Origin of the sequence: Pseudomonas sp. CBS (assembly GCF_024734645.1) — a bacterium.
Classification (GTDB): Bacteria; Pseudomonadota; Gammaproteobacteria; order Pseudomonadales; family Pseudomonadaceae; genus Aquipseudomonas.
The window spans coordinates 2498626-2523169 of the sequence record NZ_CP102929.1 but is presented as its reverse complement, the minus strand read 5'-3'; the positions used below and the strand labels follow the sequence as shown (position 1 = coordinate 2523169).

At 60.5% G+C, this 24544-nt stretch carries 22 protein-coding genes; 19 read left to right on the top strand and 3 right to left on the bottom strand.

All coding sequences use genetic code 11. From position 1 onward, the window contains the following. Positions 1-89: 89 nt before the first annotated feature. The gene (locus NVB75_RS11205) at positions 90-899 is read left to right on the top strand and encodes a UDP-2,3-diacylglucosamine diphosphatase (protein WP_258347175.1); all 810 of its coding nucleotides are present in this window, start codon (positions 90-92) and stop codon (positions 897-899) included. Positions 900-1040: 141 nt separating this feature from the next. Here NVB75_RS11205 and NVB75_RS11200 read toward each other — a convergent pair whose 3' ends face one another. From NVB75_RS11200 to phhA, 3 genes are all read right to left on the bottom strand, one after another. Beyond that, positions 1041-2237: an amino acid aminotransferase gene (locus NVB75_RS11200; protein WP_258347174.1), complete on the bottom strand. Its 1197-nt coding sequence runs from the start codon at positions 2235-2237 to the stop codon at positions 1041-1043. After that, positions 2237-2593, bottom strand: a complete 357-nt coding sequence (locus NVB75_RS11195) for a 4a-hydroxytetrahydrobiopterin dehydratase (protein WP_003214616.1) — start codon at positions 2591-2593, stop codon at positions 2237-2239. The genes NVB75_RS11200 and NVB75_RS11195 overlap by 1 nt, the downstream gene beginning before the upstream one ends. A gap of 105 nt (positions 2594-2698) precedes the next feature. Beyond that, on the bottom strand, positions 2699-3490 hold the full coding sequence (phhA, locus tag NVB75_RS11190; RefSeq protein ID WP_063028067.1) for a phenylalanine 4-monooxygenase: 792 nt from the start codon (positions 3488-3490) through the stop codon (positions 2699-2701). 266 nt (positions 3491-3756) lie between these two features. On the opposite strand from phhA, the gene NVB75_RS11185 reads away from it, so the two are divergent. From NVB75_RS11185 to fliE, 18 genes are all read left to right on the top strand, one after another. After that, complete coding sequence (locus tag NVB75_RS11185) at positions 3757-5322, top strand: sigma-54-dependent transcriptional regulator (protein ID WP_258347173.1); 1566 nt, start codon at positions 3757-3759, stop codon at positions 5320-5322. Positions 5323-5629: 307 nt separating this feature from the next. Then, positions 5630-6370, top strand: coding sequence for a flagellar basal body rod protein FlgF (locus NVB75_RS11180; RefSeq protein WP_076015133.1), 741 nt, complete (start codon positions 5630-5632; stop codon positions 6368-6370). Positions 6371-6432: 62 nt separating this feature from the next. Then, positions 6433-7218 carry a flagellar basal-body rod protein FlgG gene (flgG, locus tag NVB75_RS11175; protein ID WP_017477441.1) on the top strand — a complete coding sequence of 262 codons (786 nt, stop codon included), beginning with the start codon at positions 6433-6435 and terminating at the stop codon, positions 7216-7218. Positions 7219-7271: 53 nt separating this feature from the next. Continuing rightward, on the top strand, positions 7272-7967 hold the full coding sequence (gene flgH, locus NVB75_RS11170; RefSeq protein WP_076015134.1) for a flagellar basal body L-ring protein FlgH: 696 nt from the start codon (positions 7272-7274) through the stop codon (positions 7965-7967). Between the two features lie 27 nt (positions 7968-7994). Beyond that, on the top strand, positions 7995-9083 hold the full coding sequence (locus NVB75_RS11165) for a flagellar basal body P-ring protein FlgI (protein WP_258348581.1): 1089 nt from the start codon (positions 7995-7997) through the stop codon (positions 9081-9083). A 4-nt stretch (positions 9084-9087) separates the two neighbouring features. Continuing rightward, positions 9088-10353: a flagellar assembly peptidoglycan hydrolase FlgJ gene (gene flgJ / locus NVB75_RS11160; protein WP_258347172.1), complete on the top strand. Its 1266-nt coding sequence runs from the start codon at positions 9088-9090 to the stop codon at positions 10351-10353. A gap of 10 nt (positions 10354-10363) precedes the next feature. Next, the gene (gene flgK, locus NVB75_RS11155; RefSeq protein WP_258347171.1) at positions 10364-12397 is read left to right on the top strand and encodes a flagellar hook-associated protein FlgK; all 2034 of its coding nucleotides are present in this window, start codon (positions 10364-10366) and stop codon (positions 12395-12397) included. A gap of 14 nt (positions 12398-12411) precedes the next feature. Then, positions 12412-13995 (top strand): flagellar hook-associated protein 3, encoded by a 1584-nt coding sequence (locus tag NVB75_RS11150; RefSeq protein WP_258347170.1) that lies wholly within the window; start codon positions 12412-12414, stop codon positions 13993-13995. Positions 13996-14296: 301 nt separating this feature from the next. Further along, positions 14297-15226 carry a ketoacyl-ACP synthase III gene (locus NVB75_RS11145; RefSeq protein ID WP_258347169.1) on the top strand — a complete coding sequence of 310 codons (930 nt, stop codon included), beginning with the start codon at positions 14297-14299 and terminating at the stop codon, positions 15224-15226. A gap of 266 nt (positions 15227-15492) precedes the next feature. Beyond that, entirely contained in the window at positions 15493-16938 is a 1446-nt protein-coding gene (locus tag NVB75_RS11140) for a flagellin (protein ID WP_258347168.1), read from the top strand. A gap of 75 nt (positions 16939-17013) precedes the next feature. After that, positions 17014-17376: a flagellar protein FlaG gene (locus NVB75_RS11135; RefSeq protein ID WP_258347167.1), complete on the top strand. Its 363-nt coding sequence runs from the start codon at positions 17014-17016 to the stop codon at positions 17374-17376. 80 nt (positions 17377-17456) lie between these two features. Then, complete coding sequence (fliD, locus tag NVB75_RS11130) at positions 17457-18857, top strand: flagellar filament capping protein FliD (protein WP_258347166.1); 1401 nt, start codon at positions 17457-17459, stop codon at positions 18855-18857. A gap of 143 nt (positions 18858-19000) precedes the next feature. Continuing rightward, positions 19001-19390, top strand: a complete 390-nt coding sequence (gene fliS / locus NVB75_RS11125; RefSeq protein ID WP_076015142.1) for a flagellar export chaperone FliS — start codon at positions 19001-19003, stop codon at positions 19388-19390. A 24-nt stretch (positions 19391-19414) separates the two neighbouring features. Further along, a complete protein-coding gene (locus NVB75_RS11120) occupies positions 19415-19711 on the top strand; it encodes a flagellar protein FliT (RefSeq protein ID WP_258347165.1) in 297 nt (98 codons plus the stop codon). Between the two features lie 171 nt (positions 19712-19882). Continuing rightward, entirely contained in the window at positions 19883-21358 is a 1476-nt protein-coding gene (locus tag NVB75_RS11115) for a sigma-54 dependent transcriptional regulator (RefSeq protein ID WP_258347164.1), read from the top strand. A 110-nt stretch (positions 21359-21468) separates the two neighbouring features. Further along, positions 21469-22680, top strand: coding sequence for a PAS domain-containing sensor histidine kinase (locus tag NVB75_RS11110; RefSeq protein ID WP_258348580.1), 1212 nt, complete (start codon positions 21469-21471; stop codon positions 22678-22680). 6 nt (positions 22681-22686) lie between these two features. Beyond that, a complete protein-coding gene (locus NVB75_RS11105) occupies positions 22687-24069 on the top strand; it encodes a sigma-54 dependent transcriptional regulator (protein ID WP_167663651.1) in 1383 nt (460 codons plus the stop codon). Positions 24070-24199: 130 nt separating this feature from the next. Continuing rightward, a complete protein-coding gene (gene fliE / locus NVB75_RS11100; protein ID WP_076015146.1) occupies positions 24200-24532 on the top strand; it encodes a flagellar hook-basal body complex protein FliE in 333 nt (110 codons plus the stop codon). Positions 24533-24544 lie beyond the last annotated feature (12 nt).

Sequence of the window (24544 nt, the reverse complement as noted above, 5' to 3'; positions counted from 1 at the left end):
CTTGGGCGCTGTCATCAGACTGACGCAACACTGTCATGGGCTATTAATCCCGTGGGCGCAAGCTCGCGAAAACCCCGTGAGGCATGCCCATGACCAGCGCCGAACTCGCCAGACCCAGCCGCAAGCAACGCGTGCGTACCCTGTGGATTTCCGATGTGCATTTGGGCACACGGGATTGTCAGGCGGAACACCTCTCGCACTTCCTCAAGGGCTACCACGCCGACAAGGTCTACCTGGTGGGCGATATCATCGACGGCTGGAAGCTGCGCAGCGGCATGTATTGGCCCCAGGCCCATACCAACGTGATCCGCCGCTTGCTGACCATGAGCAAACGCGGCACTGAGGTGATCTACGTCACCGGCAACCACGATGAGTTTCTGCGGCGCTATTCGAAGCTGATCCTCGGCAATATCCAACTGGTGGACGAAGCGGTGCATGTGACTGCCGATGGCCGGCATCTACTGGTGATCCATGGCGACCAGTTCGACGTGATCACCCGCTATCACCGCTGGCTGGCGTTCCTCGGCGATTCGGCCTACGAGTTCACCCTGACGCTCAACCGCTGGTTGAACCACTGGCGGGCGCGGTATGGCTACGGGTACTGGTCGTTGTCGGCGTACCTCAAGCACAAGGTCAAGACGGCGGTCAGCTTTATCAGTGATTTTGAAGAAGCGATTGCCCATGAAGTGACCAAGCGCGAATTGCACGGCGTAGTGTGCGGGCATATTCACCATGCGGAGATTCGCAAGGTGGGCGAGGTGGATTACCTCAATTGCGGGGATTGGGTGGAGTCGTGCACGGCGCTGATCGAACACTGGGATGGGCATATCGAGTTGTATCGGTTGGCGGATGCCCAGGCGAAAGAGGCGCAACTAAAGGCCGAAATGGTGGCGGGCTGAGCCTCAAACCCACAGACTCACTCAGTCTAAATGTGGGAGCGGGCTTGCTCGCGAATGCGGAGTGTCAGTCACCAGATAATTCGACTGACCCACCGCCTTCGCGAGCAAGCCCGCTCCCACATTTGGAGCCGGTTTCTTCAGTCAGGTGTGGGAAACATCCGCGATGGCTTCGGCCAACAGCGTCAACCGCGTCGCATCAATCCCCGCCACGTTCGCGCGCCCGGAATTGACCATATACACGCTGTGCTTCTCCCGCAGTTGCTTCACCTGTTCCGCACTCAACCCGGTATAGGAAAACATTCCGCGTTGCGCCGCGATATGCGCAAACCGCTCCGACAACCCGTGGGGCGCCAGCGCCTCCACCAGCCCGGAACGCAACTGCGCAATCCGCGCCCGCATTCCTTCAACTTCGTCAGCCCAGCGCTTTTTCAGCTCAGCATCACCGAGAATCGTCGCCACCACTGCCGCACCATGATCCGGCGGCGTCGACCACAAGTTCCGCGCAATAAACGCCAGTTGGCTGCGCACATCCGTCAGCTTCTCGGCGTTCGCGGCGCACACAATCAGCGCGCCCACACGGTCGCTGTACAGGCCGAAGTTCTTCGAGCAGGAACTGGTGATCAGCACTTCAGGCAGCTCAGCCGCAAACAGCCGCACCGCCCATGCATCCTGCTCCAGGCCATCGCCAAAACCCTGATAGGCAAAGTCGATCAGCGGCAGCAGCTCGCGCTCTTTGACGATTTTCAGCACCTGGCGCCAGTCATCCTGGGACAGGTCGAAGCCGGTGGGGTTGTGGCAGCAGGCGTGCAGCAGCACCACATCGCCCTTGGGCACCGTGGACAGCGTGGCCAGCATCGCCGCTACATCCAGGCGATTGTCGCTGCCCACATACGGGTAATGGCTGACCTTGAGCCCGGCCTTGGCGAAGATGGTTTCGTGAATCGGCCAGGTCGGGTTGCTCAGCCACACGCCGCGGCCAGGCAGGCTGTGGGCGATAAAGTCGGCGCTCAGGCGCAGCGCGCCGGTGCCGCCAGGCGTCTGGGTGGCGCCGGCGCGGCGTTCACTCAGCAGCGGCGAACCAGCGCCTAGCACCAATTCACTGATCAGCGTGCCGAACGCGGCATTGCCATGGCCGCCGATGTACGTCTTGGTGGTTTGTCGCTCCACCAGGCGCTGTTCGGCCAGTTTCACCGAGTACGGGATCGGCGTCAGGCCCTGGTCGTCCTTGTACACGCCCACGCCGAGGTCGAACTTGTTCGGGTTTGGGTCCTGGGCGTACAACTCCATGAGCCCGAGGATCGGGTCTCCGGGCACCCGGCCAATCGCGTCAAAATGCATTACTTGCGGCCCTCGGCATCCTTGGCCACTTCGTCGGTGCGCGCGGCCATGATGAAGTCGTTGCGGTGCAGGCCCTTGATGGAGTGGCTCCACCAGGTCACGGTGACTTTGCCCCATTCGGTGAGCAGGCCCGGGTGATGGCCTTCAGCTTCGGAGATCACGCCCACGGCGTTGGTGAAGGCCAGGGCGAATTTGAAATTCTTGAACAGGAAGACCTTTTCCAGCTGCATCACGCCATCGCGTACTTCGATGTTCCAGTCGGGGATCTGTTTGATCAGCACCGGCAACTCTTCGTCGCTGACTTGCGGGGCGTCGGCGCGGCAGGCTTCGCAGTGGGCTTGGTTCAAGGTGGTCATGTAAGGATTCCTGAAATCGAGTGTTTGGAAAACGGTCGTCAGTGGCGTCACCCTAAAGCAACGCGGGGCCAGGGAACAGACTCACCTGGCCCGAAAAGCCGCAGCTCAAGCCGCTTTTGGCTTGGGCGGAAACTTCGGTGCGTGCAGACCCAGCTGCATCCCGCGTTCAACCATGCCCATGATGTCTTCCTGCGCCACTTCGAACAGGCGCTTGAGGTTGGGCAGGGCGAAGTACAGCGGTTGCAGGATGTCGATGCGGTACGGCGTGCGCATCGCTTCCAGCGGGTCGAAGGCTTGGTGCTCGGGTTCGTCCGAGAGGCAGTACACGGTCTCCTTGGGCGAAGACAGAATGCCGCCGCCGTAGATGCGCCGGCCTTCGGGCGTATCCACCAGGCCGAACTCGATGGTCATCCAGTACAGGCGCGCCAGGTACACGCGCTGTTCCTTGGTGGCGGCCAGGCCGAGCTTGCCGTAAGTGTGGGTGAATTCCGCGAACCAGGGGTTGGTCAGCAGTGGGCAGTGGCCGAAGATCTCGTGAAAAATGTCCGGTTCCTGCAGGTAATCCAGCTCTTCACGGGTACGAATAAACGTCGCCACCGGAAACTGCTTGTTGGCGAGCAGTTCGAAGAAGGTCTGGAAGGGGATCAGTGCCGGCACCCGGGCGACTTGCCAGCCGGTGGTCTCGGCCAGCACTTTGTTGACTTCCGCCAGTTGCGGAATGCGGTCATGGGGCAGGCCGAGCTTGTCGATGCCATCCAGGTATTCCTGGCAGGCGCGGCCCTCGATCACTTTCAGTTGGCGCGTGATCAGGGTGTTCCACACCGCATGTTCTTCGGGCGGGTAGTCGATAAAACCGTTCGCGTCGGGCTCGCGGGCCACGTACTGCGTCTGCTTCATACTGCTCTCCTGCTAGGCATTCGTTCTTGTTATGTCCTGGGATGAGCCTATTGATACGCCGCCTGGGCCAGGAAGCTATCCTCATGCGGCACGGATCTGTAGGAAAAGTTACTGGAATTCGTAAAGTTTTCGTTACGGTTGGGGCGTCTCGTTGTGTATGTGGCGTGTTTTGGGTGTGAATCGCCTCGCGACTGTCACATAATCTTGACGATTATCTGCGCCCAGCGGCAAAAAGACGCAGCGCCTCCACCTCTTCGGGCCTTCTCATGCGTATCAAAGTGCATTGCCAGAACCGCATCGGCATCCTGCGGGACATCCTCAACCTGCTGGTGGAGTACGGCGTGAACGTCGCCAAGGGCGAAGTCGGTGGTGAACACGGCAACGCCATTTACCTGTTCTGCCCGAATCTGGTGAACCTGCAATTCCAGGCATTGCGCCCGCAGTTCGAAGCGATTGCCGGGGTGTTTGGCGTCAAGCGGGTAGGGCTGATGCCCAGTGAGCGTCGGCACATGGAACTGAATGCGCTGCTGGGGGCGCTGGAGTTTCCGGTGCTGTCCATCGACATGGGCGGCTCCATCGTTGCCGCCAACCGCGCGGCGGCGCAGTTGCTCGGGGTGCGGGTGGATGAGGTGCCGGGCATTCCGTTGTCGCGCTACGCCGAAGACTTCGATTTGCCGGAACTGGTGCGGGCCAGCAAATCGCGGATCAATGGCTTGCGGGTCAAGGTCAAAGGCGACGTGTTCCTGGCCGATATCGCCCCGCTGCAATCCTCTGAACATGACGACAGCGAAGCCATGGCCGGCGCCGTGCTGACCTTGCACCGTGCCGACCGCGTGGGTGAGCGTATCTACAATGTGCGCAAGCAGGAACTGCGGGGCTTCGACAGCATTTTCCAAAGCTCCAAAGTCATGGCCGCCGTGGTGCGTGAAGCCCGGCGCATGGCACCGTTGGATGCCCCTCTATTAATAGAAGGCGAAACCGGCACCGGTAAAGAGTTGCTGGCCCGCGCCTGCCACTTGGCCAGCCCGCGCGGGCAGTCGCCATTGATGGCGCTCAACTGCGCTGGTTTGCCGGAGTCCATGGCCGAGACCGAGTTGTTTGGTTACGGGCCTGGTGCGTTTGAAGGGGCGAGGGCGGAGGGCAAGTTGGGGCTGCTGGAGCTGACGGCGGGCGGCACGTTGTTTCTCGACGGCGTCGGTGAAATGAGCGCGCGGTTGCAGGTGAAGTTGCTGCGCTTTCTGCAGGACGGCTGCTTTCGCCGGGTAGGCAGTGATGAAGAGGTGTACCTGGATGTGCGGGTGATCTGCGCGACCCAGGTGGACCTTTCCGAACTGTGCGCCCGGGGCGAATTTCGCCAGGACCTTTACCATCGTCTCAATGTGCTCTCGCTGCATATCCCGCCCCTGCGCGAGTGCCTGGATGGGTTGCCGCCGCTGGTGGAGCACTTTCTGGATCAGGCCAGCCGGCAGATCGGCTGCCCGCTGCCCAAGCTGGCGCCGGCGGCGATGGATCGCCTCAGCCATTACCACTGGCCGGGGAATGTGCGGCAGTTGGAGAACGTGCTGTTCCAGGCGGTTTCGCTGTGTGAGGGTGGCACCGTCAAGGCCGAGCACATTCGCCTGCCGGATTATGGCGTGCGCCAGCCGCTGGGGGATTTTTCCCTGGAAGGCGGGTTGGAGGAGATTGTCGGACGCTTCGAGAAGGCGGTGCTGGAGCAGTTGTATGCCGAGCATCCCAGCAGCCGTCTATTGGGCAAGCGGCTGGGCGTATCCCACACCACCATCGCCAACAAGTTGCGGGACTACGAAGTGCTCAAGGCCGAACGCGGTTAAACCTGTGGGAGCGGGCTTGCTCGCGAATGCGGTAGGTCAGTCGATACATAGGGTGACTGTCACACCGCATTCGCGAGCAAGCCCGCTCCCACATGGGTTCTTTGTCGGTCTTGATACCTGTACTTGCCGTTAGCGGCATAAGTCCGCCGTTTTTTCGACTCTCCTCCAGCCGTCATTTGCGCAACTCAAACCGCAAACCCCCGCCCCGCCTGGACTTTTGCGCATTTGCAAAAGTTGGTTCGCAAATTGCTTAAGCCTCATCAGTACAGCGGTGGACGGCAAGCGTCCGTCAGAAAGAGGAAAGAGCGTGGATAAGTACCTTTACGTGGCAATGACCGGCGCCAGCCAGAATGCACTGGCGCAGAAGGCCCACGCCAACAACTTGGCGAACGTTTCCACAAATGGTTTTCAGCGTGACCTGGAACAGGCGCGTTCGATGCCGGTGTTCGGTGACAGCTTTCCGGCGCGGGCCTTTGCCTTGACCGAGCGCCCAGGCACGGACTTTTCCCCTGGCGCGATGATTGAAACCGGCCGTGACCTCGACGTGGCCGTCAGCGGCGATGGCTGGATGGCCGTGCAAACCCCGGATGGCGGTGAGTCCTACGTGCGCAGCGCCAGCATGAACGTTGATGCACTGGGCGTGCTGCGGGCCGGCAACGGGATGCCGATCATGGGCAACGGTGGTCCGATTGCCGTGCCGCCCCAGCAACAGATCGAAGTCGGCCAGGACGGCACCATCAGCATCCGCGCCATGGGCGAAGGCCCGCGGGTGATGGCTGAAGTGGACCGGATCAAGCTGGTGCAGCCCGACCTCAAGAACATGACCAAGGGCCTCGACGGCACCATCCACACCAAAGATGGCCAGCCGGCGCAAGCCAATGCCAACGTCAAGCTGACGTCGGGCTTCCTGCAGGCGAGCAACGTGAACGCGGTTGAAGAAATGACGGCGGTACTGGCTCTGTCCAAGCAGTTCGAATTGCACATCAAGATGATGAACAGCGCCAAAGAAGACGATCAGGCCATGACCCGCGTCCTGGCAATGAGCTGATAGCAGCCACACACTAATTTTGTAGCGCGGCGCCATAAAACAGGCGCACGAAGGAGAAGAACATGCTTCCGGCTCTATACGTTGCCAAAACCGGTTTGTCCGCCCAGGACACCAACCTGACCACCATTTCCAACAACCTGGCCAACGTGTCGACCACGGGTTTCAAACGTGACCGCGCTGAGTTCCAGGACTTGCTCTATCAGATCAAGAAGCAGCCTGGCGCCCAGTCGACCCAGGACAGCGAATTACCGTCGGGCCTGCAACTGGGTACCGGTGTGGCGATTGTTGGCACCCAGAAAAACTTCAGCGCCGGTAACTTGCAGCAAACCGGTCAGCCGCTGGACCTGGCGGTCAACGGCAAGGGCTTCTTCCAGATCCTGCAGCCGGACGGCACCACCACCTACACCCGCGACGGTACCTTCCACCTGGACGCCAACGGCCAGGTCGTGACGGCCAACGGCTTCGCACTGGAGCCGGCGATTGTGGTGCCGAACAACGCCCAGACCTTCACCGTCGGCAACGACGGCACCGTGTCGATCACCGTGGCCGGCAACCCGGCCTCCCAGGTGATCGGCAACCTGCAAACCGCCGACTTCATCAACCCGGCCGGCCTGCAGGCGATTGGTAATAACCTGTTCCTGGAAACCGCGTCCAGCGGCGCGCCGCAGATCGGCACCCCTGGCCTCAACGGTTTTGGTACCACCCTGCAAAGCACCCTGGAAACATCCAACGTCAGTACCGTTGAAGAGATGGTCAACATGATCACCACTCAACGCGCCTACGAGATGAACTCCAAGGTGATTTCCACCGCCGACCAGATGCTTTCGTTCGTAACGCAGAATCTGTAATCAAGTCTATGGGGCCTCCTTGAAGGCGCCTGCAACACCGTGAGGTATGGGTCATGAATCGCTATGTTTCTGTTCTGGCATTGAGTGGGATTGCTGTGCTCGCGGGCTGTGTCGCCCCGACGCCAAAACCCAATGACCCGTACTATGCGCCGGTGTTGCCGCGCACGCCGCTGCCGGCGGCCGCCAACAATGGCTCGATCTACCAGGCCGGTTTCGAGCAGAACCTGTACAGCGACCGCAAGGCCTTCCGGGTGGGTGACATCATCACCATCACGCTGAACGAGAAGACTCAGGCGAGCAAGAACGCCAACTCGCAGATCGGCAAGACCAGCAAGACCAGCATCGGCCTGACCTCGTTGTTTGGCGGTGGCCTCAATACCAACAACCCGGTAGGCAGCGGCGACTTGAGCCTCGACGCCGGCTACAGCGGCGACCGCGCCACCAACGGCAAAAGTGCGGCGGGGCAGGGCAACAGCCTGACCGGCTCGATCACCGTGACCGTGGCCGACGTGCTGCCCAACGGCATCATTGCCGTGCGTGGCGAGAAGTGGATGACCCTCAACACCGGTGACGAACTGGTGCGCATTGCGGGCATGGTTCGCGCCGACGATATATCCACCGACAACACCGTGCCGTCGACACGGATTGCCGATGCACGCATTACCTACTCGGGTACGGGTTCGTTTGCTGACGCCAGTCAGCCGGGTTGGTTTGACCGTTTCTTCCTTAGCCCGCTGTTCCCTTTCTAGGTGATCACTTTGAACTTCAAACAGCTGATGGCTGCGATGTTGCTGCTGACCCTGAGCGCAGGCGCCCAGGCTGAGCGCTTGAAAGACATCGCGAGCATTTCCGGCGTACGGTCCAACCAGTTGATCGGCTACGGCCTGGTGGTGGGGCTTAACGGCACCGGTGACCAGACCACCCAGACCCCGTTCACCCTGCAGACCTTCAACAACATGCTCTCGCAGTTCGGCATCAAGGTACCGCCGGGTTCGGGCAACGTGCAGTTGAAGAACGTTGCGGCGGTGTCCATCAGTGCTGACTTGCCGCCGTTCGCCAAGCCGGGGCAGGTGGTCGACATCACCGTCTCGTCCATGGGTAACTCGAAAAGCCTGCGGGGCGGCACCTTGCTGATGACCCCGCTCAAAGGTATCGACGGCAACGTCTACGCGATTGCCCAGGGCAACCTGGTGGTGGGCGGCTTTGACGCCGAAGGCCGTGACGGTTCGAAGATCACCGTCAACGTGCCGTCGGCCGGCCGGATTCCCGGCGGTGCCTCCGTGGAGCGCACTGTGCCCAGCGGCTTCAACCAGGGCAACAGCCTGACCCTGAACCTCAACCGTTCCGACTTCACCACCGCCAAGCGCGTGGTCGACAAGATCAATGAGCTGCTCGGCCCGGGCGTGGCCCAGGCCATCGACGGTGGTTCGGTGCGTGTCACCGCACCGCTGGACCCAAGCCAGCGTGTGGACTACCTGTCGTTGCTGGAAAACCTTGAGGTTGACCCGGGCCAGGCGGTGGCGAAAGTCATCATCAACTCGCGGACCGGCACCATCGTGATTGGCCAGAACGTCAAGGTTTCGCCAGCGGCCGTGACCCACGGCAGCCTGACCGTGACCATCACCGAAGACCCGATCGTCAGCCAGCCCGGCCCGCTGTCCAACGGCCAGACTGCCGTGGTCCCCCGTTCGCGGGTGAATGCCCAGCAAGAAGCCAAGCCGATGTTCAAGTTCGGCCCCGGTACCACCCTGGACGAGATTGTCCGCGCGGTGAACCAGGTGGGCGCAGCCCCCGGCGACTTGATGGCGATCCTCGAAGCATTGAAACAGGCCGGCGCCTTGCAAGCCGACCTGATCGTGATCTGACGCCATGGCCATGGACATGCGCAAAAGCGGCCTGACCAGCACGGCGGACTCGGGTTCCTATTCCGACCTCAACCGGCTGAACCAGTTGAAGTTCGGCGACAAGAACAGCGACGGCAACATGCGCAAGGTCGCGCAGGAATTCGAGTCGCTGTTTCTCGGCGAGATGCTCAAGTCCATGCGCTCGGCCACCGAAGCCCTGGGCAAGGACAACCCGCTGAATACGCCGGCGGCCAAGCAGTACCAGGAAATGTACGACCAGCAGTTGGCGGTCTCCTTGTCTCGTGAGGGCGGTGGTATTGGCCTGGCGGACGTGCTGCTGCGCCAGATGCAGAAGAACAAGCCGGTGGACGCCCAGGCGGCCACCTTGCAAGGCCCGGCAGCTCCCGCGAAGAAAGTGGATGTGCCGACCGAAATTGCCGCCGGTACCCAGGCCGATGGCCCGCTGGGCCGCAGCAATGGTCAGCGGCCATTGTGGGCGTACCGCGTGGCGGTGCCTGAGGGCACCCACTCCCACGCCAACGACATGGCGCTGATGAACCAGCGCCGCATCTCGTTGCCGAGCAAGCTGACGGATCGTCTGCTGGCCGGCATCGTGCCGGGTGCCGATGCCACCACCACTGTCGCCAAGGCCGCGCCGCTGCGTAACAGCGCCGCCGATGACGGTGTGATCAACAGTTCCGCCCGCAGCCTTGCCGCACTACCCCCTCGTGGGCAGATGCAGGTTTACGGTCGCGCCGTGGCCCAACCGCCGCTGGCACCAGCGAAAAAAGCCTTCAGCTCGCAGGACGAATTTGTCGCCACCATGTTGCCGATGGCCAAGCAGGCCGCCGCACGGATTGGCATCGACCCACGTTACCTGGTGGCCCAGGCCGCTTTGGAAACCGGTTGGGGTAAATCGGTGATGCGTGCCGAAGACGGCACCAGCAGCCACAACCTGTTCGGCATCAAGGCCGGCCAGAGTTGGCAGGGCGAAAAGGCCCGGGCGATCACCAGCGAGTTTCGCGATGGTGCGATGGTCAAGGAGACGGCGCAGTTCCGTTCCTACAACTCCTACCAGGACAGCTTCCATGACCTGGTGACGTTGCTGCAAAGCAATGATCGCTATAAAGAAGTTGTGAAATCAGCCGACAACCCGGAACAGTTTGTGCGCGAGTTGCAAAAAGCCGGTTATGCAACCGACCCGGATTACGCCAGCAAGATTTCGCAGATCGCAAAAACGATGAACAGCTACCAGAACTACGCTGCCGCGGGCGCTTCCACTCATTTATAAGGTCTGAATCATGAGTTTGCTCAATATCGGGATGTCGGGGCTCAACGCCGCCCAAGGATCGTTGTCGGTCTTAAGTAACAACATCGCCAACGTCAACACCCCGGGATACTCGCGTCAGCAGACCACCCAGAACGCCAGTGCGTCGAATGCGTTCGGCGGCGTGTTCATCGGCACCGGTACGACCCTGGCGGATGTGCGCCGGGTGTACAACGACTTCTTGAACACCGCTTACCAGAACAGCACCGCCCTCAATAGCGACGCCAACGCTTACCTGGGCCAGGCCAGTGCGATCGACAAGACCCTGTCGGACAAGAGCACCGGCATGTCGGCCGTGCTCAGCGCCTTTTTCGCGGCAGCGCAGACTGCTGCGGCCACCCCCAGTGACGTGTCCGCCCGGCAATTGCTGGTGACCAGTGCCCAGACCTTGAGCAACCGGTTCAACGCGATTTCCTCGCAGTTGACCCAACAGAAAGAAAGTATCAACGGCCAGTTGAGCACCATGAGTGATCAGGTCAACAAGCTGACCTCCTCGATTGCGTCGTTGAACAAACAGATTTCCCAGGTCCAGGGCTCGACGAGCAATGCGCCCGCCAACCTGCTGGATGCGCGTAACGAAGCGGTGCGCTCCCTCAATGAGCTGATCGGTGTCACGGCCACTGAAAAGGACGGCCAGGTCAACATCACCACCGGCACCGGGCAGTCGCTGGTAGACGGCGATGTCGCCAATACCATTTCGGCCGTGCCGAGCAAGAACGACAGCAGCCAGTACACCATCCAGATCAACATGGGCAGCACGTCCATGGACATCGGTTCGGTGGTCAGCGGTGGCAGCATTGGCGGCCTGATGCGTTATCGCAGTGATGTGCTGATGCCCGCGATCAATGACCTTGGCCGACTGGCCATCGTCACCGCCGATACCATCAACAATCAGTTGGGCCAGGGCCTGGATCTGAATGGTGATTTCGGCTCTTCGCTGTTCAGCGATATCAACAGTGCGGCGGCCATCTCCCAGCGTAGCCAGGGGACAGCGGGTAACAGCGCCGGCTCCGGCAACCTGAATGTGTCGATTGCCGACAGCAGCAAGCTGACCACCTACGACTACAAGGTCACGTTCACCAGCGGCAACCAGTACAACGTGGTGCGTTCGGACGGCAAGGCCATGGGCTCGTTCGATACCACCACCACGCCGCCACCGGTGATTGACGGTTTCACCCTGGCGCTGGATGGCAAGGGGCCGATGGCGGCGGGTGACAGCTTCAAGGTCAGCCCCACCAGCAATGGCGCCAGCGGGATCGGCGTCGACCTGACGGACCCGAATAAACTCGCATTCGCCGGTCCATTGGCGGGCGTTGCCGGCAAGAACACCGGCACCGGCACGTTCACGCCGCCGCAATTGACGGTGCCGCTGGATATTCACGGCGGTGCCGATACCGCCCAATTGCGCACCGGGATCGAAAACTCGATGCCGGTGAAAATGGTGTTTGGCGACAAGGCCGCGGACGGCACCCAGCCGTACACCGTCACCGACGCCCAAGGCTTCAAGATCGGCACCGGCAGCATCATTCCGGGCCAGGGCAACAAGATCACCATCAATGTACCGATGCGCGATGCCAGCGGTGCCGTGATCACCGGCAAGAGCTTCAGTTTTGATACCACCGTTGGCGGCTCGCCGGCCAATAACGACAGCACCACCTTCTCCTTCAACAGTGGCGCCACCTCCGACGGCCGCAACGCCCAGTCGCTGCTGGCGCTGCAAACCAAGGCAACTGTCGGCGTGACGGACGGCAACGGGGGCGTGAGCCTGGTCAGTGCCAACAGCCGCCTGGTGTCCCAAGTCGGTTCCAAGGCCGCCCAGGCCAATACCGACAGCACCGCGACGGGCGCGCTGCTGACGGCGAACAAGGCGGCTGCCAACTCGGTGTCCCAGGTCAACCTGGATGAAGAGGCGGGCGACATGATCAAGTTCCAGCAGTACTACACCGCGTCGTCGCAGATTATCAAGGCGGCGCAGGAAACCTTCAGCACACTGATCAACGCACTTTAAGGGAGTCTGGGACGATGCGCATTTCTACACAGCAGTATTTCGACACCAGCTCCGCCAAATACCAGGACAACTATTCCGGTGTGGTGAAGGCCCAGGACCAGGCGAGTTCCGGCGTCCGGGTACAAACCGCCTCCGATGACCCGGTGGCCGCTGCCCAGTTGCTGATGCTGCAACAGCAGAAGGATATGTTGGGGCAATACAACACTAACATCACCACCCTGCAAAACTCCCTGACCAACGAAGAGAGCGTGCTGCAGAGCATCAACACCGCGTTGCAGACGGCCCAGGGCTTGGCGCAGCAGGCCGGTAACATCGCCAAGAGCGATGACGATCGCAAGGCGATTGCCGCCCAGGTGGGTGCGCTTGAGGACCAGGTGTTGGGCTTGCTCAACTCCAAGGACTCCAGCGGCAACTACATGTTCTCCGGTGCCAAGACCGATACGCCGCCGTACATCCGCAACAATGACGGCACCTACAGCTACCAGGGTGACGAGACGCCCCTGAGCCTGCAGATTTCGAACAACCTTTCCATCTCCATGGGCGATACCGGCAAGGCGCTGCTGGAAAGCTCGTCCAACACCGGTCGCACTCAGGCCACGTTGCTGCCGCCATCCGTGAATGACGGCAAGGTGGGGATCTCGGCGGGCCTGGTCACGTCGAGCACGAAGTTTGCCAACAGCTTTTCCGATGGCCAGCCGTACAAGTTGACCTTCGCCAGCAGCACCCAATACAGCGTGACCGACAAAGACGGCAACGACGTCACGTCGGAGATCACCGGTAACGGTACGTTTGACTCCACCAAGGAAGGCTCCTCCAGCGTCAGCCTGCGGGGCGTCACGTTCGACATCCGGCTGAACCTGGGCAAAGACGTCGCGTCGGGCCCGGCATCCGATGCGCTGGTGGCGGGCAAGGAATTCTCCCTGGCAACCAAGCCCGACAGCTTCAGTATTTCCCGTACGGCCAGCAATCCGTCCACCGCGCAGTTGACCGGCGGCAGCGTCACGGACCCGGCGGCCTATACCAGCACCTTTCCCAACTCGGGTGCGGTGATCAGGTTCACCAGTGGCACCGATTACCAGGTGTTCGCCCAGCCGTATTCCGCCGACAGCAAGGCCATCGCCAGCGGCACCATGGCCGCCGGCGCGACGTCGATCACCACGGCGGGCCTGACCTTTGGTGTGAGTGGTACACCCGGAGCCGGTGACCAGTTCTCGGTTGGTGCCACCAGCAACAAGAACATGAATGCCCTGGATACCTTGGGTCAGTTGCGCAAGGCCCTGGAAACCCCGGCGGAAGGCGATACGGTTGCCTTGAATAACCTCAAGGACGTGGTCGCCACGAGCATTGGCAACCTGGGCAACGCTTCGGCGCAGATCGACCAGGTACGCGGCGCCATTGGTGCGCGGCAGAACGCCATGGATATCCAGAGTGCGGAAAACACCAGCCTGGGCCTGGCCAATACTTCCACCATGTCGTCCCTGGCCAACGTTGATATGGGGCAGGCGGCGATTGACCTGACTTTGCAGCAGACCATGCTGCAGGCCTCGCAACTGGCGTTCGTGAAAATCTCCCAGCTGAGCCTGTTCAGCAAGATGTGATTCGGCGGCTGTAAACCTGCGGCTCACCCTGGAAACGGGGTGGGCCGTTGTTGTTTCTGGCGCTTGTATGTCCCCGTGTTTCGCACAAAGCGCAGAAAATTGAGTGACCTGTGAGTCATAAAGCGCATCTTCACTGTATCGTGTGAAAAGGATAGGTCGTCGCCAGGTCTCTGCGAGGGCCTGCCGCCAGGGTTAAAGGCGGTTTTCGGCGAGTTTTTTGCGGGGTTATCCCCATTATTGTCAGCACCCGGCGATGTGTTCCGCGGGGTGTTCTCCAGCTATTTAGTATTGGGAAGCCACAATGATTGGCATAAAAAGCATCGCCAGTTACGTGCCGGCAGACGGGATCGATAACTACGCCCAGGGTGCCAAATTCGCCAAGGATGAAGAATTCATCATTGGCAAGATCGGTTCGGCGTTCCTGCCGCGCAAGGATGCTGTACAGGAAACCTCCGATCTGTGCGTCGAGGCGGTTAACGCCTTGTTTGCCAACAACCCGGATTTGAAGCGCGAATCCATTGATGCGCTGATCGTCGTCACCCAGAACGGCGACGAAGAGGGCTTGCCTCACACCGCCGCCATCGTCCAGGACAAACTGGGCCTGCCGACTCACGTGGCGGCCTTTGATATTTCCCTGGGCTGCTCGGGCTATGTCTACGGCATCTATGCGATGAAGGGCTTCATGGAAGCCACTGGCCTGAAAAACGGCCTGCTGGTGACCGCCGATCCGTACTCGAAGATTGTCGACCCGGAAGACCGCAACACCACCATGCTGTTCGGTGATGCCGCGACGGCCACCTGGATGGGCGAAGACGCGCCCTGGCAGTTGGGCAAGGCCAAGTTCGGCACTGACGGTTCCGGTGCGCCGCACTTGAAGGTCAGCGATGGCGTGTTCTTCATGAACGGCCGCCAGGTGTTCAACTTCGCCTTGCTCAAGGTGCCGGCCCATTTGCACGAGCTGCTCAGCGAGTCGGACCTCAAGGCTGACCAGATTGACGCGTTCTGCATTCACCAGGGCAGTGCGGCGATTGTCGACGCCGTGGCCCGGCGTTTCGAAGATGCGCCGGTGGACAAGTTCATCAAGGACATGGTCGAGACCGGCAACACCGTTTCATCGAGCATTCCGCTGCTGCTGGAAAAGCACATGCTCGACTCCACCTGGAAGCGCGTCGCCATCAGTGGTTTTGGCGTGGGCTTGTCCTGGGGCTCGGCGATTTTGCATCGCCCTTGAGGCCTTAAAGGCGCTGCACAAAAAAACGCCCATGATCGAAAGATCATGGGCGTTTTTTATTTGGCGCCAAAAAGCCAGCAAATGCTGGGGTTCGGGCTATCGTAAATGCTTGAATTACAAGGGGTGGCATCGTGCTAGTAAAAAAAATCAAAAAAGTCCTCAAGCAACCTGCTTTCACGACGATAACTATTACGAAGGTTCTCTAGGCCACACCCGGCGGTTGCCAGGGCCGGAAGCCGCAGTAAACAACCCACGAGGATTTCGTCATGGCATTAACAGTAAACACTAACCTTGCTTCGTTGAACGTTCAGAACAACCTGAACAAGGCTTCCGGCGCCCTGCAAACTTCCATGCAGCGTCTGTCCTCCGGCCTGCGTATCAACAGCGCCAAAGACGATGCGGCCGGCCTGCAAATCTCCAACCGTCTGACCAGCCAGATCAACGGCCTGGGCGTTGCAATCAAGAACGCCAACGACGGCAGCTCGATTGCTCAGACCGCTGAAGGCGCGATGCAGCAGTCCACCAACATCCTGCAAAGCATGCGTACCCTGGCTCTGCAATCCGCCAACGGCTCGCCAAGCGCTGACGACCGTAAGTCGAACCAGGCTCAATACGCAGCACTGACTGCTGAATTGACCCGTATCGCTACCACCACTACTTTCGGTGGCAAGAACCTGCTGGACGGTTCTTTCGGTACTACTTCGTTCCAGGTCGGCGCCAACGCCAACCAGACCATCGACATGAGCATCGGTAACGTTGCAGCCAACAACATTGGTTCGCAGCAGCTGAAATCTCAAGGCGTTGCTCCAAGCGCAACAGGCGTTGTCGGCGGCGCACTCACCGTTACCGGTGGCGGCCAGTCCAAGAGCCTGACCATCGCTGCCGGTGCTTCGGCCAAGCAGATCGCTGCGCAAATGAACGGCGCTGTAGGCGGCCTGGCTGCTACTGCCAGCACTGTTGCTCAGTTCACCGTTGACTCCACTGCAATCGCTGCTGCATCTCCAGCCAGCGCCAACTTCACCTTGAAAGTCGGTAGCGGTACTGCGGTTCAGTTCACTGGCGTGACCAGCGCTTCTGACCTGGCTGACCAACTGAAGTCCAACGCTGCCAAGCTGGGCATCACCGTTAACTACGATTCGACCACTCAAGCGCTGTCGGTCAAGTCCGATACCGGTGAGAACCTGACCTTCAACGCTGGCGACGCCGGTGCTATCGCAGGCGTCAAGGTTGCCACCCTGGATGGTACCGGTACTGCCGGCACTGCCGTTGCCCTGGCTGCCACCGCGATCATCGCCACGGGTGCAGTGTCCCTGAACTCCTCCAGCAGCTACTCCCTGAGCGGCGCTGGTGTGACGGGTCTGTTCGCAGCTACCGGTACTGCTGCCAACTCCACCAAAACCACCGTCAACAACACTGACATCACCACTGCTGCCAACGCACAGAACTCGATCGACGTGATCACCCAGGCGATCTCGGACATCGACTCCCAGCGTGCCGGTCTCGGTGCTGTACAAAACCGTTTCGACAACACCGTTGCCAACCTGCAGAGCATCTCGGACAACTCCAGCGCCGCTCGCGGTCAGATCCAGGACGTTGACTACGCTGCTGAAACTGCTCAGTTGACCAAGCAACAAACCCTGCAACAGGCTTCCACTGCGATCCTGTCTCAGGCCAACCAACTGCCATCCGCTGTACTGAAGCTGCTTCAGTAATAGCCATCGGTAGCTGACTGACGGAAGGGCGCGTTTACGTGCCCTTTTGTCTTTTGCGTGATGAGGAGAGTGGACATGGACATGAGCGTCAAGTTGAACCTGTCTTATCCTGCTGCCCCAGCGCCACAGAGTGCACCCGCCCCTGTGACTGCCGACTCGCAGACCCCCAAGGTTGATGCGACCGTCGCAGCAGCAACACCCAAGCAAGAAACGAAACCCGACGACCTGGAAAAGGCCGTCAACGATATTCGCAAATTCGTCCAGGCTGCCCAGCGCAACCTGGATTTTTCCATTGATGACTCAACCCATCAGGTGGTGGTCAAGGTCATTGCGACCGACAGTGGCGAGGTGATTCGTCAGATCCCGTCGGAAACCGCATTGAAACTCGCACAAAGTCTTCACGACGCCAGCAATGTGTTGTTTGACGCTAAAGTCTGAGCTGGCATGAATTTTGTTGCTGTAGCTGCTTGAGGCGCCGTCCGTCAAGAAAGCGCCAGCCCCGTATCAGGAGAAACATCATGGGTGATATATCCGTCAGCGGCCCGGTAACGGGCATTGATACCCAGTCTATCGTTACGGCCTTGGTGAACGCTGAGCAGGCGCCCAAGCAGTCGCAGATCAACAAGCAGTCGCAGACGCAGACCGCCCAGTTGTCCTCGATCGGCAAGATTCAAGCGGCACTCGATGCGTTCCGCGGCGCGATGGACACGATGACCAAGGACGCCAGTATCGGCGGCCTGACGGCGGCGACCACCGATGCCAACGTGTCCACCGTCACCCTGGGTTCCGGTGCTTCTGCGGGGAGCTACCTGTTGGTGGTCAACCAATTGGCGACCGCCTCGAAGATTGCTACCCAGAACTTCCCGGGTGGGGCGAAGAGCGTCGTCAATAGTGGCTCTACGGCTACGACCCTGGAGATTTCCCAGTCAGGTAAGAGCTATGGTGTCAGCGTCGCGCCGGGCGCGACGTTGCAGCAAGTGCGCGACTCGATCAACGCGCAATACAGCAGCGCAGGCCTGAGTGCCAACATCCTGACTGACGCAACCGGTTCCCGGCTGGTGGTGACGTCGACCAATACCGGCGCCGGTACAGACATTACCCTGGGTGGTAACACCGGGCTGGAAACCGGTACTACCGTTGTCGGCGGCCCGCCGGTGAATGCGAAATACACCATTGACGGTACCGCTCAGGAGTCCAAGAGCAATACCCTGAACGACGCGATCAGCGGCGTGACTATCAAGTTGACCGCCGTATCGCCACTGCCCTCGGGTGTCACTGACACTAGTGCTGCGCGAGTCGCCTCGACCATTACGGTCACCCGCAGTAACGACACGCTGAAGAGTTCGGTAAAGGGGTTTGTCGACACCTATAACGCCTTGATGACAGCGATCGGCACTGAGACCAAAGTCACCACTAACGCCGATGGTTCTACCACGTCTGCGGCGCTGACGGGCGATGCCACGATGCGTTCCTTGCAGTCGGCCCTGCGTAACGAGCTGAACTCATTGGCGGGCTCGGGTACGTTGAAGTCCCTGGCTCAGTTTGGTGTAAACACTGACCAGACAACCGGTAAGTTGAGCATCGATGACAAGGTGTTCGGTGCGGCCATTGCCACCAACCCCACTGACATCGGCGGCATTTTCAACGGCGATAATGGCCTGCTTGCGCGTATGAAAACGGCGACCGACAGCTATGCGTTGAGCGGTACCGGGGTTCTGGCCTCGCGTTCCTCGACGCTGACGGCGAACATCAAGGACCTGCAAGTGCAGCAGGACAGCCTGACCGCGCGCATGGCTGCACTCAAGACGAGCCTGACTGCCAAGTACACTACGATGAACAGCCTGGTGGCGCAGCTCACCGCTCAACGATCGAGCGTAATGACTACGCTCAATGCGCTGAACAATCCGAAGACCGATTGATCCTCAATGAAGCCGCCCGGTGACGTGAAAACTTTCCCCGGGCGCACCTTCAGCAGACCGCCGGCTTAAAGTTTTTTGCGACACCGTCGACATAATAGTCAGAGCCCATTCTTTTTAGCTGTTGCCTGTCACGAGGTAGAAACATGAATCCCATGAGAGCCCTTCGCCAATACCAGAAGGTCAATTCCCATGCCCAGGTCTCCGAGGCCAGCCCCCATCGCCTGGTCCAGATGTTGATGGAAGGCGCGCTGGACCGCATGGCCCAGGCCAAGGGCGCCATGGCTCGTGGTGACATCGCGCAAAAGGGCCTGTTGCTGGGCAAGGCGATCGATATCCTGATTGGTCTGCGCGACGGCCTGAACCCGGAAAAAACCGATGATCCGGCCGCCTTGCAACAATTGGATAACCTGTACGCCTACATGACGACGCGTTTGCTTGAAGCCAATACCAAGAACGATGTCGAGATGATCGACGAAGTGGCCGGCTTGATGATTACGCTCAAGGAAGGCTGGGACGGTATTGCAACACTGTAGGCCTGCTGGCCTGAGGAAGATGTCATGAGTCACGCCCTGCAACGGATTGACGAAACCCGCGAAGCCTTGATGGATGCATTGGTTGCCCGCAACTGGGATGCCATTGGCGAACTGGACCTGGGATGTCGTGCGGTAATTGACGACGCGCTGAGCAATGCGCCGGTGGACGAGGATGCCCTGCGGGAAAAACTGGAGAGTTTGCTGGAGGTGTATCAGCAGTTGCTTGAGGTGACGACCGGGGAGCGTCAGGCGATTTTCGAGGAGATGTCGCAGATCAACCGAGCGGAAAGTGCGTCAAAGGTTTACCATCTGTTCGGCTGAAGGCTCAGTTAATCCGAACAAGGCGCGTCATTAATTTGACCGTGCACATATTTTTGACTTAACTAGTGCTATTTTCAGACGTCAGAAAGCTGTAGCGCAGAAAATGCCTACAGCTATCTAGATTGCCCCAACTCGAGGGCATTAGAGTTTTACTAGGGAAGTTGCTATTGCATGTGGCGTGAAACCAAAATCCTGCTGATCGATGACGATAGCGTTCGGCGCCGCGATCTGGCGGTGATCCTGAATTTTCTTGGGGAAGAAAATCTACCCTGCGGCAGCCACGACTGGCAGCAGGCGGTCAGCTCTTTGTCGTCGAGCCGTGAAGTCATTTGTGTGCTGATCGGTACGGTAAATGCTCCTGGTGCCGTTTTGGGCTTGTTAAAGACACTGTCAACCTGGGATGAGTTCCTTCCTGTGTTGCTGATGGGCGATATTTCTTCTGTGGACCTTCCGGAAGACCAGCGCCGTCGAGTCCTTTCCACCCTCGAAATGCCGCCCAGCTACAGCAAATTGCTCGACTCCCTGCACCGTGCCCAGGTCTACCGCGAGATGTACGACCAGGCCCGCGAGCGCGGCCGTCACCGCGAACCCAACCTGTTTCGCAGCCTCGTCGGCACCAGCCGTGCGATCCAGCACGTGCGCCAGATGATGCAGCAAGTCGCCGACACCGACGCCAGCGTACTGATCCTTGGCGAGTCCGGCACCGGCAAGGAAGTGGTCGCGCGCAACCTGCATTACCACTCCAAGCGCCGCGACGGGCCATTTGTGCCGGTCAACTGCGGGGCGATCCCGGCAGAGCTGCTGGAAAGCGAACTGTTCGGCCACGAGAAGGGCGCCTTTACCGGGGCGATCACCAGCCGTGCCGGGCGTTTTGAACTGGCCAACGGCGGCACCCTGTTCCTCGACGAAATCGGCGACATGCCGCTGCCGATGCAGGTCAAGCTGCTGCGGGTTCTGCAGGAGCGCACCTTCGAGCGCGTGGGCAGCAACAAGACGCAAAGCGTCGACGTGCGCATCATTGCCGCCACCCACAAGAACCTCGAAAGCATGATCGAGGTCGGCAGCTTCCGCGAAGACCTGTACTACCGCCTCAATGTATTCCCGATCGAAATGGCGCCCCTGCGTGAGCGCGTCGAAGACATCCCGCTGCTGATGAACGAGCTGATCTCGCGCATGGAGCACGAAAAGCGCGGTTCGATCCGTTTCAACTCGGCGGCGATCATGTCCCTGTGCCGCCACGGCTGGCCGGGCAACGTCCGCGAGCTGGCCAACCTGGTGGAGCGCATGGCGATCATGCACCCGTACGGGGTGATCGGCGTGGTCGAGTTGCCGAAGAAATTCCGCTACGTCGACGATGAAGACGAGCAACTGGTAGACAGCCTGCGCAGCGACCTGGAAGAGCGTGTGGCCATCAACGGCCATGCGCCGGACCTCGGTTCCACGGCCATGCTGCCGCCGGAAGGCCTGGACTTGAAAGACTACCTCGGTAGCCTGGAGCAAGGCCTGATCCAGCAGGCCCTCGACGACGCCAACGGCATCGTCGCCCGTGCCGCCGAACGCCTGCGCATCCGCCGCACCACCCTGGTGGAGAAGATGCGCAAGTACGGCATGAGCCGCAAAGAAGGTGATGAACAGGCGGATGATTGACGCCTGTTTTTCAAGCCGCTGATTTATCAGCGGTTTTTTTTCGGCACGGGTATTGCTACAGCACTCGCAACGTTCCGTTTAACTGACGGTCAGCCAAGCGAGAGAGCATGATGCCCCACGCCGCCCAATTATCTTCGGTCCCTGACACTCAGGGGCCTGTCCCCTCCGTAGAGCAGATCAGCCGTCTCGGGCTTGAACAGGCATTTTCCCTGTTCAGCCAGATGTCGAGCCAGTTGACTGACTCCTACAGCCTGTTGGAAGCACGGGTTTCCGAGCTTAAAGGCGAGTTGGCGGTGGTCAGTGCCCAGCGCATGGAAGAGCTGGCCGAGAAAGAGCGCCTGGCCAACCGTCTGCAAAACCTCCTCGACCTGTTGCCCGGTGGCGTGATCGTCATCGACGACCAGGGCCGCGTGCGCGAAGCCAACCCGGCGGCCTGCGACATGCTGGGCCTGCCGCTGGACGGCGAGCTGTGGCGCGAGGTCATCACCCGCTGCTTCGCGCCGCGGGAAGACGATGGCCACGAAATCTCTCTCAAGGACGGGCGCCGCTTGTCCATTGCCACCCGTTCCCTGGACGCCGAACCCGGCCAGTTGGTGTTGCTCAACGACCTGACTGAAACCCGTCACCTGCAAGACCAATTGGCACGCCACGAGCGCCTGTCATCCCTGGGGCGGATGGTCGCTTCCCTGGCGCATCAGATTCGTACGCCGTTGTCCGCTGCGCTGATTTACGCCAGTCATTTGACTGATGAACAGTTGCCGGCAGCCACTCACCAGCGTTTTGCCGGTCGCCTGAAGGAGCGTTTGCACGAGCTGGAGCATCAAGTGCGCGACATGCTGGTGTTCGCCCGCGGCGAATTGCCGCTGACCGATCGCGTCACCCCGGCGGTATTGATGCAGTCCCTGCAAGCCGCCGCCGCCACCCACATCCTGGAAGCGTCAGTCCGTTGGCAGTGCGACAGCCATCACGGCGAGTTGCTGTGCAACCGCGACACGCTGGTGGGCGCGCTGCTCAACCTGATCGAAAACGCGACCCAGGCCAGCGGCCCCGGGGCGCGGCTCAAGGTTCACCTGTACAACCGTGGCGACACCCTGCGCCTGAGCATCAGCGACGGCGGCAGCGGGATTGACCCGGTGGTGCTGCAACGCCTCGGCGAACCTTTTTTCACCACCAAAACCAACGGTACCGGCCTGGGCCTGACCGTGGTCAAGGCAGTCGCCCGTGCCCATCAGGGAGAATTGCAGCTGCGTTCCCGGTTGGGTCGCGGCACGTGCGCGTTGATTACGCTGCCGCTGTTTTCATGCGCCGTCAGCGCGGAGTAAAAGGTCATGGCTATCAAGGTTTTATTGGTTGAAGACGATCGCGCCCTGCGTGAAGCATTGGCTGACACGCTGTTGCTGGCGGGCCATGACTACCGTGCGGTCGGTTCTGCCGAAGAAGCCTTGGAGGCCGTGGAGCAGGAGTCCTTCAGCCTGGTGGTCAGCGACGTGAACATGCCGGGCATGGACGGCCATCAGTTGCTCGGCCTATTGCGTGCGCGCCAGCCGCAGTTGCCGGTGCTGTTGATGACCGCCCACGGTGCCGTGGAGCGCGCGGTTGACGCCATGCGCCAGGGCGCTGCGGATTACCTGGTCAAACCCTTCGAACCCAAAGCCTTGATCGAACTGGTCGCGCGCCATGCCCTCGGCACTCTGGGCGCCGCCGACGGCGAAGGCCCGATTGCCTTCGAGCCGGCCAGTGCGCAATTGCTGGAGCTGGCGGCCCGGGTCGCCCGCAGCGATTCCACCGTATTGATCTCCGGCGAGTCCGGCACCGGCAAGGAAGTACTGGCGCGCTACATCCACCAGCAATCCCATCGTGCCAGCCAGCCGTTCATTGCGATCAACTGCGCGGCCATCCCCGACAACATGCTCGAAGCCACCTTGTTCGGCCATGAGAAAGGCTCGTTCACCGGCGCCATCGCCGCTCAGGCCGGCAAGTTCGAACAGGCCGACGGCGGCACCATCCTGCTCGACGAAATCTCCGAAATGCCCCTGGGCCTGCAAGCCAAATTGCTGCGGGTGTTGCAGGAGCGCGAAGTGGAGCGGGTGGGGGCACGCAAGCCGATCCAGCTGGACATCCGTGTGGTGGCCACCACCAACCGCGACCTGGCGGGCGAAGTGGCGGCGGGGCGCTTCCGTGAGGATCTGTTCTACCGCCTCTCGGTGTTCCCGTTGGCCTGGCGCCCGTTGCGCGAGCGCCCGGCAGACATCATTCCGCTGGCCGAGCGCCTGCTGAGCAAGCACGTCAATAAAATGAAGCATGCCCAGGCGCGCCTGTCGGCCGACGCTCAGGCCTGCCTGATCAGCTACCCATGGCCCGGCAACGTGCGGGAACTGGACAATGCGATCCAGCGTGCGTTGATTTTGCAGCAGGGCGGCTTGATCCAGCCCCAGGACTTCTGCCTGGCCATGGGCAGCGGCGCAGCGCCGTTGCCGAGCCTGGCGGCCGCGCCACAGATCGAAGCCGCGCCTGCCGAGTCGGCCGGTGCCTTGGGCGACGACCTGCGCCGCCGCGAATTCCAGATGATCATCGACACCTTGCGTTCCGAGCGCGGCCGCCGCAAAGAGGCCGCCGAGCGCCTGGGCATCAGCCCGCGCACCCTGCGCTACAAGCTGGCGCAGATGCGCGATGCCGGGATGGACGTGGAAGCCTACCTCTACGCCACCTGAATATTCTCAAAGCCGACAGGGCCAGTCGCCTTTTCTTACAGAATGCCACGGAGCTGGCACCCTTGTTGCTACCACCCCTGTAATCGCTGTGTAGTGTCAAAAAATTGCGGGTCGTCGGAGAGAGAAGGTCATGAGCCAAGGTGTTGAGTTCAATCGGTTGATGTTGGATATGCGGTCCATGCAAATGGATGCCATGGCCCAACCGAAATCCGCCGCGCAAGCCGTGCCGGAATTGGGCCAGAGCAGCTTTGCCGACATGCTCGGCCAGGCCATCAATAAAGTCAGCGATACCCAGCAGGCATCCAGTCAGTTGGCGACTGCCTTCGAGATCGGCAAGAGCGGCGTGGACCTCACCGACGTGATGGTCGCCTCGCAAAAAGCCAGCGTTTCATTCCAGGCCTTGACTCAGGTACGCAACAAGCTGGTTCAAGCCTATCAAGACATCATGCAGATGCCGGTTTAAGGACGATTTGAG